Below are 12,503 nucleotides of genomic sequence, written 5' to 3'. Positions count from 1 at the left end.
ATGAATATGACATTGAGCATCATTTATTTGCCGATAGCCCGCAAAACGTTTGATCTCGACGCTGCAAATGCCGTACACGCACAAACCTCGGCTTGGCTTGGGGAGCTGGGTGCAGAGGTGTTGGAACCGGAGGGGCTGCTGACTTCTGTGGAAGAAATGGAGGCATTCCTGAACTTGCATAAGGACAGGACGGTTGATGCCATTGTCTATCAGAGCGTGACGTTCGCAGACGGGGAGTTCATTGCCCGTGCATCAGAACTTCGCTCAGAGCCTGTCATCGTGTGGTCGGTTCGTGAGCCGAGTGTCGGCGGCCGTCTACGCTTGAACTCACTGACCGGCGGCAATAGCACATCCAATGTGCTGATGAATCTTCGTCGCCCCTTTGCCTTTCTATTCGGCAACCCGGATGAAGAGCGTTTGCAGCATTTGATGCAGAAGGAATTGCGTGTATGCCGAGCTATGAAGCGACTTCGTGAGATGAAAGTTGGAGTCGTTGGTGATCACCCTCCGGGCTTCTTCTTCTCAGGAGCGGATGAGAATGCGCTTGAGCAGCTGCTTGGTGTGAGTATTCTGAAGCTTGATCTGCAAGAGGCGTTCCGTGAAAGTGTTAAGCTTGAAGAATCTCAGTGGCAGGCTGCCGTTGATCGTGCAGAGAAACAGGTTGTCGGTCTGAATAGATCCGATGAATCGGTTCGCAAGTTCGCGCAATTCTACTCTTATATTGAGAACCAGATTAAAGGTAAGGGCGTTGAGGCAATGGCATTCCGCTGCTGGCCTGAATTTTTCAATGATTTCGGTGCAGCTGCTTGCTCAACGTTATCCCAGTTCACGGAAATCGGTATCGTATCTGCCTGCGAATCTGATATTCACGGCTCGTTATCCATGTTTCTGTTACGTGAGTTAAGCGAAGGACAAGCACCATATCTGGGCGATCTTGTTCACGTAGATGAAGAACGTAATGCTTTTGTATTCTGGCATTGCGGCGCAGGCGCATTCTCATTGGCTAATCCGTCTACAGGAGCCGTAGCAGGTGTTCATCCGAACCGCAAAATGGGCTTTGCCATGGATTTCGGACTGAAAGCTGGAGGTGTAACTCTCTTCAGGCTCGGCAGCACGCCAGATGGACTCCGCTTCATCATTATGAAGGGCGAAGCACTTGATGTGCCGCAGCCTTTCAGTGGAACCTCGGTTACTGTACGTATGGATTCAAATGTACTGCCATTATTAGATAAAATTATGCTTGCTGGTGCCGAGCCTCATTTTGCAATGGTCTATGCAGATGTCGTAGAAGAGTTGGAAGAACTGGGACGGATGCTTGGCATTCCTGTCATTTATCTTTCGTAGGGCAACAGCTATAATGAAAGAAAACTAGCGAGCGGCATATCTACCTGTCACATCAGGATGTATTTGTCGACATGGGAAGAGGAATTTAGTATGAGAGCGGATTCCGTTGATCCGAATAAGAATGTTTCGTTGTATCAGCAAGTTCGGGATATCCTGATCCAGAACATTATGAATCAGAAATGGAAGCCAGGCACGTTGATTCCAACTGAACAAGAGCTAATGGAGCTGTATCACGTTAGTCGTACGACTATTCGTCAGGCCATCAATATGCTCTGCCAGGATGGCTTGCTAGAGAAACGACAGGGTAAGGGAACGATAGTGAAATCCCGCAAGCTGATCGGAAATCTAGGGCAGCTGAAAGGGTTCGCCGAGGAAGTGGTAGAGCGTGGTCTAAATCCCCATTCTTTGTTGCTGCGGGCCGAATTCTCAACGCTTCTTCATGTCGAGAAAACAATTCTACAGATTCCTGAGAACGAGCAGGTGCTGCTAATTGAGCGTATCCGGTTCGCGAATGATATACCGATCGCCTTTGAGCGGAGCTGCTGGCCTGAGTGGGCTGGTCACCTCTTGATGAAGAGCGACCTGAACACAGCCAAATATTATGAAATACTAGAGAGTAACAATATATATATCAAACGGGCAAAAGAGAATATATCAGCGATTAATGCTACTCAGCTGGAGGCAGATATGCTAGGCATACGAGGTGGCGAGGCGCTTCTAGAAATGACTCGTCTCAGCTTCGGTATCGATGACAGGCCACTCGAATATACAAGAACGAAATATCGCAGTGATCAATACACGTATGACATTGAGCTAACAAGGTAGACTGGTTACAACATCACAAGAACGGGGTGGAACTAACAATGACAATAGAAAATAAACACTATGGTCTGCTGATTAACAATCTGTGGGTGAACAAGCAGGAAAAGATGGATGTGCTGAACAAATATACTGGGGCAGTAGTCGGTACGGTTTCTGTTGCGGATAAAGAGGATGCAGATGCTGCTGTTGAGGCCGCAAGCAAAGCGATGAAGCAGACATTTTCGCCATATGAGCGGTACACGATTCTATCCAAGGTTGCACAATTGCTCCAAGAGCGCAAGGAAGCGTTCGCGCAAGTCATGGCTGCTGAAGTCGGCAAGCCCATTCGAGATTCCCGAATAGAGGTTGACCGTGCAGCACAAACGTTAATCATATCCGCAGAGGAAGCCAAACGAATTCACGGCGAAGGTATTCCTGTCGAAGCGTCTCCTGGTTCCGAGAATCGAATGGCATTCACAATTCGCGTACCGGTTGGAGTTGTAGTAGCTATTACTCCTTTCAATGTGCCGTTGAATCTAGTCTGTCATAAGATTGGTCCAGCAATTGCTGCGGGCAACAGCGTCGTATTGAAGCCAGCGGAGCCCACACCGTTCGTAGCGCTTATGTTGGCTGAACTGTTTGTGGAAGCGGGCTTGCCAGCAGGACGGTTGAACGTTCTTACAGGCTCTGGTCCTGATATTGGTGAGTGGCTTACTGCTAATCAGGATGTATCCATGTTCTCATTCACAGGAAGCCCTCGTGTAGGCCAATGGATTCGAGAGCATGCTGGAATTCGCAAAGTTGCACTGGAGCTTGGCAATAACTCTGCAACCATCGTGCATCATGATAGCAACCTAGACCAAGCAGCAGCGATGGTGGCAGGCAAAAGCTTCAATAATGCAGGGCAAGTATGTATATCTGTTCAACGCGTCTATGTTCATGAATCCGTTATGGATCTATTCTTGGACAAGCTTACAGCACAGACTGCTAAGCTGACTGTTGGTGATCCGTTTAATGAAACAACCGATGTCGGCCCAATGATTGCCGAGAAGGAAGCAGAGCGAGTGGAGAGCTGGATTAACGAAGCAGTCAGCCAAGGTGCACGCTTAGTTATCGGCGGTACGCGAGAGGGTGCAGTCGTCAGTCCAACTATTCTAGCTGATGTCACAGCAGATATGAAGGTATGCCGCCTTGAAGTGTTCGGTCCGGTCGTATCTGTGGATACGTATAGTGATATCGATGAGGCGATTGCGAAGGTGAATGATTCCAGCTATGGGCTGCAAGCCGGACTATTCACGAAGGATCTTGGCATTGCGATGAAGGCAGCCAAAGAAATCGAGGTTGGCGGATTGATAGTCAATGATGCCTCTGCTTACCGGGCTGATGCGATGCCTTACGGCGGTGTAAAGATGAGCGGCACCGGTAAGGAAGGTCCGAGGTACGTCATTGAAGAAATGACAGAAGAACGTATCGTTGTATTCAATCTGTAATGAGCGGCGGCACCTTAGCAGCAACAACCGAGCTCAACAGATTTTTGGAGAAATGGATCTATCTCGTTATGCCGCTGTTTATGCTTATCGGTATGATGGCAGGTTCGAACGTTAGTAAGCTGCAAATCGCTACTCCGGTCTTATTCATTATCATTACGTTTCTATCCTCGCTTACAGCAGATTACCGCAAGCTGCCCGGATTGTTCAAAAAACCGGGCTTGCTTACGCTGTTTTTAGTAGTGATGCATCTGCTGTACCCGCTCGTTGTATTCCGTATAACGAAATATTGGTTTGCAGGGCAGCCGGAGCTAGCTGTGGGCATTACGATTGCAGTGCTACTGCCGCTTGGTGTAACCTCGATCTTCTGGGTTAATTACAATCGGGGCAATATTGAGCTCATCTTGTCCATGGTGACGGTGGACACACTGCTGAGCCCGCTGGTAGTGCCAGTCACTATGGCAGCAATTGTAGGCTCGTCAATCCAATTAGAGACTAGCACTCTCATCTGGAGCCTGATCAAGCTCGTTGTTCTGCCATCGGTTCTTGGCATGGCAGCAGGAGAATGGCTTCGTCGTAGAAGCGCACAAAGGAGAGTTCTCCCGTTCACCTCGCTGCTCGGAAAGCTCTGTCTTTACGGTGTTCTTACGCTTAATGCGGCGGCGATCAGTGGGCCGCTGCGTGCTATTGGGAGCAAGGCGGTAGGTATAGTAATAGCTGTCTTGGGTGTCATGCTTGTCGGCTATTGCATTAGCTATGCTATTGGCAAATTGTGCTTTAAGGGTCATGACTCAATTGTTGCTATTGCTTATGCAGGCGGTGTCCGTAATTATACGGTCGGAGTGGTGCTTGCAGGTATGTTCTTCACTCCGCTCACGACATTGCCTATTCTGCTGGCAATGCTGCTGCAGCATCCTGTCGCTCTGCTGTTCTATTACGTGTTCCGCCGCAGTGCGACAGTGAACGGAAAGGAGCTTTCATCATAATGGAACAAACCTATGTGCTAAGCATTGACCAAGGAACGACTAGTACGCGTGCCATGCTGTTCACTCATGACGGTGAGGTAAAGGCGATCGTTCAACGTGAGTTCACACAATATTTTCCCAAGCCAGGGTGGGTAGAGCACGATGCAAAGGAAATTTGGTCGCTTACGATGGAACTCATAGAACAGTTGCTTACTGTTGCCGAAGTAACGGCAGAGCAGGTAGCAGCCATTGGCATTACGAATCAACGCGAGACAACTGTCGTATGGGACAAGCATACCGGTGAGCCTATCCACCATGCCATTGTATGGCAGAGCCGGCAGACGGAACGCTTATGTCAGGACTGGGTTGAAGCGGGCTACGAAGCTGTCATTAAGCAGCGTACAGGACTCATAATCGACCCTTACTTCAGCGCATCAAAAATCCGGTGGCTGCTTGACCATACTGAAGGAGCAGCTAAGAGGGCGGAGCGGGGTGAGCTGCTGTTTGGTACGATCGACAGCTGGCTCATATGGAAGCTGACAAGAGCAGAACGTCATGTGACGGACTGCTCCAATGCGTCACGGACCATGCTCTATAACATCCATACGAGGAAGTGGGATGAGGAGCTGCTGAAGCTGCTGCGAATTCCTGCAGCTATGCTGCCAGAGGTTCGGCCCTCCAGTGAGGTATATGGAACAGCTCTAATACGCGGAGTAGAGGTTCCAGTTGCAGGAGCTATTGGAGACCAGCAAGCCTCATTATTCGGACAAGCTTGCTTCGGGGCGGGTGATGTGAAGAATACGTATGGCACCGGCTGCTTCCTGCTTATGAATACGGGAGAAGAAGCCGTTGTATCTGGTCATGGCTTGCTTACAACGATTGCATGGCAAATTGGTGATTCCGTGCAGTATGCGCTTGAAGGCAGCGTATTTGTGGCTGGAAGTGTTATTCAGTGGCTGCGCGATGGTCTTGGAATCATTACAGATGCTTCAGAAACCGAGCTGCTAGCGGAATCCGTAGAATCAGCGGACGGTGTATATTTAGTCCCAGCATTCGTTGGTCTCGGGGCTCCGCACTGGAATGCAAATGCACGAGGCGCTCTATTCGGCATTACACGGGGGACAGGGAGAGCGCATATCGTAAGGTCAGCGCTGGAGTCGCTTAGCTTCCAGACGAAGGATGTTGTACGGGCAATGGAGGAGGATGCAAGGATGCCATTAAGCCGTTTGAGCGTTGACGGCGGTGCCGTATCGAATAGCTTCCTCCTGCAGCATCAGGCGGATATGCTGGGCATTCCCGTTGAACGTACGAGGGTCAAGGAAACGACAGCCCTTGGCGCTGCCTTTATGGCCGGTCTGGCGGTCGGTTTCTGGAAGGATAAGCAGGAAATCTCGTTAATTAAGAAGTCAGAGCGAGTCTTTCATCCTTCCATTAGTGAGATCGAGCGGAATAGACAGTATGCTGGATGGCTATCCGCGGTTAAATCAACGATTTCACATTCCCTGTAACTGAAGAATGATAGATACCAATCACTTACTAGAAAGAAGTAAATCCTTGCAATGGTTGATGGGATGGCAATGGCAATCCCCCATTAACTATTGCGAGGATTTTTTTATTCGTAATAGAGTTACGGCTATCATTTGGATTATCCTACCTTATGAGAAACATTTTCCATTATATATGGTATAATTTCAAATAGAAATGGGGGGATTCTGAATGAAATCAACTCGAATAGCACTCCTTATTCTGTTCATTCTAGTAATGAGCGGTTGCAGCAATAATGATGAACGAACCTCAAATTTAGGAGTTATAGCGAATGAACAGCCGGAGAGCTCTGCAACGACTAGCACGACTAGCACGACTAGCCCTGAAGCTGATGATAAGACTGCTCAGAGCAGCTTTGCTTATTTTTTGCCGATGGACGAAGAGCTTATAGCACATGTAATGGTATCGGATACCGATATGGTCGGTATTACTCGAGATGATGATAATGGGCTGTATCAAATTAAACAGTATTCATTCACTAGTAAAAGAGTAGACCTGCTATGGGAAACGGATCAGGATATGTGGACGATTAGCTTCGATGAGGAGGAGAATGTTGTCTCCTTTCCTGTTAACTATTATGACGAAGAGGAAACAGATACCGATTGGTTGTCTCTTGACCTGCAGACACACAGGGTCAGTCCAAGAGCCCAATCGGAGAATCCGGTCTGGACCCTGCTCTATGAAGAGGATGGCATATGGGGGGAGAATAAACGAACAACAGATCGCGTCCACTGGACACATGGAACACAGGAATGCTGCGCATATTGGCTGGAGGGCGGCAAGCAGTTCGTCTATATAGACAGGACAGGTACTACCATTGTGGATGGCTCAGGCTTTGAACAGCTGTTGAAGAGGTATGATATTGCATCAGGTACAACTCAGACACTGCTTCCTGAGCAGCAGGTGTGGAGGATTGTAGGCTGGCTAGAGCCTGGTCGTACGCTTATTGTCGATCATGCATTCAACGAAGGGGTAAGCATTAACTATACAGCTCTCTATGTGGTTGACCTGATTGAAGGGACTGAACAGCCGCTAGGCGAAGGTCTAGGTGATTACGGTAATTACTCGGATGTCGTATTCTCAGAGAAAGCAGGTAGGGTTATTCTGCAGAAGGATGCAAAGGCATTCCTATTAGATGTTCATAGCGGGGAGCTAAGTCAGTTTGCCGCTTGGGAAGACAGTGAGCAGGGCGACGGTTCATATCGGAAGTATGCTTTTTCACCGGATGGCCGCAGGCTTGCCTATCATGTGGAGAATACGAAAGAGGAGTCAACAGTAGAAAAGCTGTATGTTAGTGATCAGGACGGCAATGGGGCAATGGAGGTTCTGGGCAGCAATGAGCCGTTACAACTAATTTCCTGGTCGCCATCTGGACAGCATTTATTGGTACAAGTTAGCGAAGGCATGGGATTAGTAAACGTTATGGATTAATACTAGCAAACAGACCAATGCTTCTATATCGAGTATTGGTCTGTTGCTATTGTCAGGTTATTTATTAACCCTTCTGTTCAAAAAATGCAATCTGATTCTTCAGCGATGAAGATTGCTTGCGGAGGAAGTCAGATGCAGAAGCAATCTCCTCCATAAGCGCGGTCTGCTCCTGAGTGGAGGAGAACACCTCTTTGGCAGCATTATGGATGGACTGTGCCGCCGATGATATCTGTGCCACTTCCTGGAATGTTAGCAGAACTTGCTCCGCCTGAATGAACAGCATATCGGATATGTTATCGAATGCGCGTGAAACTTCGCCCGTCGTTCCGATCATATGCTGGAGAGCGGCTGTCGCTGCTGCACCTCGCTGTGATTCTTGTCTTGCGGATTCAGCTTGCAGCGTAATCCGCCGTGAAGCAGAGTCGATCTCTGAACGAATATGTACGATTAACTGCTTGATGGATTGAACGGCATCTCCGCTTTGCTCTGCTAATTTCTTGACCTCGCCGGCTACAACAGCGAAGCCGCTGCCGTGCTCGCCAGCTCTGGCAGCTTCAATAGAAGCGTTAAGGGCAAGGAGGTGGGTTTGATCAGCAATTTCCCCTACTAAAATAGAGATTCCGTTAATCTGCTCAGCTTGCTCATTCAGCTTCTGCATAGTCTGAGCGGATTGCTCACTCGCATCTGCAACGGATTGTACACCATCGACTAAAGACTGAATCAGTATGGAATTGTCTGCTATGGATGAGACCATATCGTTCGTAATCACTCGAGCTGCGGCAGCTTGCTGCTCTATATTAGCTGAATTACCCTTCATCTTCTCCACAGAACGGAATAACCTCTGGGTGGAGACGGATTGCAGCTCGGCTCCTTCGGCGATCTGTTCCGAGGTGTTGGTAATGCTCTCAATATGATGCGCTGCGTGGCCAATGGCATCACTGAGCTCGGTTGTATAGGAATCGGTCTGCTCATGAGAAGAGGCGATACCTTCAACGACACTTCCCAGATGTCCCATCATTTTGCCAAAGGAAAGCCCGAGAGCTCTTAATTCGTCATCGGATTTGCTCGGATCAATCTGAGCCTTCAGATTACCGGCAGAGGCTTGCTCGGCGGCGGCAGTCATTTGAGAGATGGGCTTAACAAGCATTCTTGCGGCTAACCAGCCTAGGAAGGCTGTCCAGAACACACCCATTAATAAGGTAATGGTTATGAACAGCCATTCTGACAAATAAGGGGCAGCGATATCTTGAAGGACGAAAATAAAAAAAGCGCTTGTGCCATAGGTTACAGCAGATACAACTGAAATCCCAGTTACGATTTTTTTGACGAGGCTAAACTTAAAGGTTTGTGACATGGTGGCCTCCTAGTATAAAAGTTTTGTTATTCCTATCGTAACGTTCCGGCCGCAGGTTGTATTTCGGGGAATGCCCTGAAATCGATAGGGGAAAAGTCCTGATTCTGATAGGGAATTAAATAGAGTGAGCTAGACAGATTAGTGCAAACGTTTGTATAAAATTGAGTATCACAGGGTAAAAAGTTGCATGTTTTAAATGAAAATCGTAGTTATACGCAATATTTTCAAAATATTGGTGTGCAAACGATATACTTCTCAGATTAATTATAGTATTATAGTTCTAGTATTAAGCGCTTACAAAACAAGATTAACGTAAAAGGGGATGGGCTGTAATGAGTAAGCTCAAAATCGGGAGAAACCCTCGTAATTCTGTAGGGACCAAGCTGTTCTTAATTGTATTTCTAAGTATTGTATTGCTTATTTCTGCGCTTGGCGTTAGCTCCTTCCAATTATCCAAACAAATTATTACAGACGAGGTTGCTGAGGCACAGCAGCAGACGATTAATCTGGCTGCAGATAAGATGGACGCGATGCTTGAGACCTATTCGGGTCTAAGCAGGCAATTGCTCGTCGACAAAGAGATACTTGAGCAGTTCAAGCAGCTAAGTATGATGGACTTGGATAGGAATGAGAAAAACACAAGAGAAACGTATTTGCGAGATCAGCTGGAGAGCATGCGTGCATCCCACCCGGCTATCGCAGCACTTCGGCTCATCCCGAAATCACTTGATATGGGGAGAATCGTATCAACATCTGGAGCGAGCTCACCCGAAATTAATGATTCAACGAAGGCAGAGCTCAATAAAGTAATAGAAGCTGATGGTGAAACGATCTATCTTCCTTCCATGTCTAAGGGATTGTTCGGCTACGCCTCACAGCCGATGTTCACGATGGGACGGTTGTTGAAAAATATGAATCAACGTGATTCTGAATATCTCATTATTATGGAATTCCCCGTTCAAATACTTGCGGATACGTTCGCGAAGCTGAAGTTCGGTGAGAAGGGTGCCATCACGCTTGTAACTGACAGCAATCAGGTTGTGTACAGCTCCTCGGAGAGCATTCAGATCGGAGAGCAGGCAGCGCCATATACAGCTGAACAATTGGTCGTAAGACAGCAATCGAGTATTACAGGGTGGACGGTAGAAGGCTCCGTATGGCTTGAGGATATTTTGTCCAGAACGGATAGCATCCTTCTGCTAACGGTAGTGATGTGTGGTATTGCAGCAATCGTGGCTATTCTTATCGGATACATACTCGTTAGAATGGTTGCCCGTCCTCTAGAGCAAATATGCGGATTAATGGAGCAAGCGGAGAAAGGCAATCTAACGGTGCGTGCTTCTAGGAAGGGTCGTGATGAGATAGCTCGTCTTAGCAGCAGCTTCGATCGGATGCTTACTCAGATTAGCGGCTTGGTCATTCGGACGAATGCTTCAGCTAAGCTGCTTAAAGGGCGGGCAGAGGAGCTTATCCATGTATCGAATGAAATGAGTAAATCCTCCGAGCATATCAATAATGCCACTGGTCAAATTGCGGGTGGTGCGATGCAATTGGCCAATGAAGCAGAGAAAGGCCTAGAAAGTGTGGATACGATTAAACGGACGATGGAAGAGGTAGCAGTTACGAATAACGGCTTGAATCATTCCTCGGATCGCTTCCAGCAGACAAGCTCGGAAGCCGCTGTTCAAATGACTGAGCTAGTCGTCCTAACGAACGACACGGAGCAGAAATCGCGGGCTCTTGTTGATCGGATCAACCAATTGAAGAAGAGTACCGCGTCTATCCGTCAGTTATTGGATGTAATGAATGCTATTGCACGTCAGACGAACATTCTGTCACTCAATGCAGCTATTGAAGCAGCCCGTTCAGGAGCAGCAGGCAAGGGGTTCATGGTTGTAGCAGGGGAGATTAGACAGCTTGCTGAGCAATCCAAGCAATCTATTGTAATGGTCAATGAAATGACAGCAACCATTGAGCAGGAGATGGAAGCCACTGCAGCTGAGCTGCATGCAGTAGTGCCTATCTTGCAGGATCAGAGTGAAGCGGTCAACACAGCGGCCCGAACTTTCGGTCATATGGAGAGTGAGATGAAGCAGGTCATTCGTGAAATTGCAGACTCCTCCAAATCCATCGAGGAACTTTCTCTCATGCAGCAGAATCTGGTGTTAACCATCGGTAACGTTAGTGCGGTATCGGAGCAGTCTGCTGCCTCATCGATGGAAGTGACAGCCCTGACGGCTAATCAGCTGTCCATCAGTGAGAAGCTTGTAGAAGTGTCTAATGAATTAGATGCCTTATCGGCAGATCTTCATGAGCAGCTTGCGATATTTCAGACTGCTTGATTCTTGGCAGTTATGACAACGCCAGCTTTATTCCGCTTACGTTGAACAGCGGCACTAATGAGATAGACAGTCAAGAAAATGACCATCACTCCAGCCGAATAGCGATACATGACGGAATAATTCGTCGCGGACGCTATAACACCGAGCAGCATGGAGCCAGCAGCAACCCCGAAGTCGATGGAGTTATAGTACAAGCTGTTAGCGCTGCTGTGCTGTTCAGGCGGCGCTTCACGCAGCATCCATGCTTGAGTAGTAGGCTGAATAGCGCCGAAGCCAAGACCATACAGCAGGGCAGAGACTATAACGAGTGGCATGGAGTCTGCATAGGAAAGAATGAGCAAGCTCGCGATAACGACTAATGCGCCAGGAATAAGGATCGGCATTGGACCTTTACGATCGAAGATTCGGCCAGAGATAGGGCGAATAATGAGAACGGTAAAGGCGATGAACAAGAAGAACAGCCCAATCTGTCCGAGGCTCTTCTGATCACCGAACAAGGCAAGGAATCCAAGTACGCCACCGTAAGTAACAGACATTAACGTATTAAGAATGGCAGGGAGCAGCATGCGGGACATGGATGATTTCTTATCCATGTTCTTGCTTGCTGCTGCTTGCTGTTTGGCCTTAACAGGCTGCGGTGGAATACTCCGCGTGACTACAAGCAACGGGATAATAAGAGCGGCAGCTACTGTCCCCATCATGGCGAGGGATGTGAATCCGTAGTCCTTAATTACTGACAGACCAATCATAGGACCAATCGACATAGCGATACTGGTAGAAAGGCCGAAGTATCCGATGCCCTCACCTAAGCGATTGTGAGGAATAATCTGCGATACCAGTGTAGGCAGGACAGTACTTGTCATCCCGAATCCGATACCGAATAGCACCCGTAGGACGAGCAGCTGTGTCATTGAGCCAGCAAACGGGTATAGTACCGTTGCCGCAGCAGCGATTACGATACCGATGAAGAGAATCGTATTCTGATGAATGATACGGAGCATAGCAGCAGTGGCGAAGCGGGTTATAATAGCTGCAATAGCGAATAAGCTAGTCAACAAGCTAAGTGTGAAATCTCCGGGGTGAAACTGTTCTTTTGCATAAGTAGGGAAAGGGGATAGCAGCATTGGACCTCTGTCAAGAAAGTGGACAACATCAATCATTTAGCTTCCCCTTTTGTAATACATGGACTCAAACTGAACAGGCGATACGTACCCTAAAGTTCCGTGAATTCGCT

The 12,503-nt window shown here is 48.0% G+C and carries 9 protein-coding genes; 7 read left to right on the top strand and 2 right to left on the bottom strand.

The window, feature by feature from the left end:
- The 6 genes from sftI to AC6ESP_RS05250 all read left to right on the top strand — a co-directional run bounded on the left by sftI (nucleotide 1) and on the right by AC6ESP_RS05250 (nucleotide 7,573).
- On the top strand, nucleotides 1-1,344 hold the full coding sequence (gene sftI, locus AC6ESP_RS05275; RefSeq protein WP_497095644.1) for a sulfoquinovose isomerase: 1,344 nt from the start codon (nucleotides 1-3) through the stop codon (nucleotides 1,342-1,344).
- Between the two features lie 90 nt (nucleotides 1,345-1,434).
- Nucleotides 1,435-2,169 (top strand): GntR family transcriptional regulator, encoded by a 735-nt coding sequence (locus AC6ESP_RS05270; protein WP_497095643.1) that lies wholly within the window; start codon nucleotides 1,435-1,437, stop codon nucleotides 2,167-2,169.
- Between the two features lie 38 nt (nucleotides 2,170-2,207).
- A complete protein-coding gene (locus AC6ESP_RS05265; protein WP_497095642.1) occupies nucleotides 2,208-3,635 on the top strand; it encodes an aldehyde dehydrogenase family protein in 1,428 nt (475 codons plus the stop codon).
- Complete coding sequence (locus AC6ESP_RS05260) at nucleotides 3,635-4,618, top strand: bile acid:sodium symporter family protein (protein ID WP_497095641.1); 984 nt, start codon at nucleotides 3,635-3,637, stop codon at nucleotides 4,616-4,618. Before AC6ESP_RS05265 ends, AC6ESP_RS05260 begins: the two co-directional genes overlap by 1 nt.
- The gene (glpK, locus tag AC6ESP_RS05255; protein WP_497095640.1) at nucleotides 4,618-6,105 is read left to right on the top strand and encodes a glycerol kinase GlpK; all 1,488 of its coding nucleotides are present in this window, start codon (nucleotides 4,618-4,620) and stop codon (nucleotides 6,103-6,105) included. Before AC6ESP_RS05260 ends, glpK begins: the two co-directional genes overlap by 1 nt.
- A gap of 208 nt (nucleotides 6,106-6,313) precedes the next feature.
- Nucleotides 6,314-7,573 (top strand): TolB-like translocation protein, encoded by a 1,260-nt coding sequence (locus AC6ESP_RS05250; protein ID WP_497095639.1) that lies wholly within the window; start codon nucleotides 6,314-6,316, stop codon nucleotides 7,571-7,573.
- A 64-nt stretch (nucleotides 7,574-7,637) separates the two neighbouring features.
- Here the strand turns inward: AC6ESP_RS05250 and AC6ESP_RS05245 are convergent, their stop codons facing one another.
- Nucleotides 7,638-8,927: a methyl-accepting chemotaxis protein gene (locus AC6ESP_RS05245; RefSeq protein ID WP_497095638.1), complete on the bottom strand. Its 1,290-nt coding sequence runs from the start codon at nucleotides 8,925-8,927 to the stop codon at nucleotides 7,638-7,640.
- Nucleotides 8,928-9,259: 332 nt separating this feature from the next.
- Here AC6ESP_RS05245 and AC6ESP_RS05240 point away from each other — a divergent pair, with 332 nt between their 5' ends.
- Nucleotides 9,260-11,269 carry a methyl-accepting chemotaxis protein gene (locus tag AC6ESP_RS05240; RefSeq protein WP_497095637.1) on the top strand — a complete coding sequence of 670 codons (2,010 nt, stop codon included), beginning with the start codon at nucleotides 9,260-9,262 and terminating at the stop codon, nucleotides 11,267-11,269.
- On the opposite strand, the gene AC6ESP_RS05235 is transcribed toward AC6ESP_RS05240, so the two are convergent.
- Nucleotides 11,257-12,429 (bottom strand): MFS transporter, encoded by a 1,173-nt coding sequence (locus tag AC6ESP_RS05235; RefSeq protein WP_497095636.1) that lies wholly within the window; start codon nucleotides 12,427-12,429, stop codon nucleotides 11,257-11,259. The two genes, AC6ESP_RS05240 and AC6ESP_RS05235, sit on opposite strands and share 13 nt — an antisense overlap.
- Between the last annotated feature and the right edge of the window lie 74 nt (nucleotides 12,430-12,503).

The sequence above is a fragment of the Paenibacillus xinjiangensis genome (assembly GCF_059686975.1).
Note: the sequence above shows the minus strand (reverse complement) of the source record. Positions and strands in the feature narration are given on the sequence as shown.

Bases quoted from the DNA above. Each gene is read 5' to 3' on its own strand.
- sftI (WP_497095644.1), top strand. From the start codon at position 1: ATGAATATGACATTGAGCATCATTTATTTGCCGATAGCCCGCAAAACG.
- AC6ESP_RS05270 (WP_497095643.1), top strand. From the start codon at position 1,435: ATGAGAGCGGATTCCGTTGATCCGAATAAGAATGTTTCGTTGTATCAG.
- AC6ESP_RS05265 (WP_497095642.1), top strand. From the start codon at position 2,208: ATGACAATAGAAAATAAACACTATGGTCTGCTGATTAACAATCTGTGG.
- AC6ESP_RS05260 (WP_497095641.1), top strand. From the start codon at position 3,635: ATGAGCGGCGGCACCTTAGCAGCAACAACCGAGCTCAACAGATTTTTG.
- glpK (WP_497095640.1), top strand. From the start codon at position 4,618: ATGGAACAAACCTATGTGCTAAGCATTGACCAAGGAACGACTAGTACG.
- AC6ESP_RS05250 (WP_497095639.1), top strand. From the start codon at position 6,314: ATGAAATCAACTCGAATAGCACTCCTTATTCTGTTCATTCTAGTAATG.
- AC6ESP_RS05245 (WP_497095638.1), bottom strand. From the start codon at position 8,927: ATGTCACAAACCTTTAAGTTTAGCCTCGTCAAAAAAATCGTAACTGGG.
- AC6ESP_RS05240 (WP_497095637.1), top strand. From the start codon at position 9,260: ATGAGTAAGCTCAAAATCGGGAGAAACCCTCGTAATTCTGTAGGGACC.
- AC6ESP_RS05235 (WP_497095636.1), bottom strand. From the start codon at position 12,429: ATGATTGATGTTGTCCACTTTCTTGACAGAGGTCCAATGCTGCTATCC.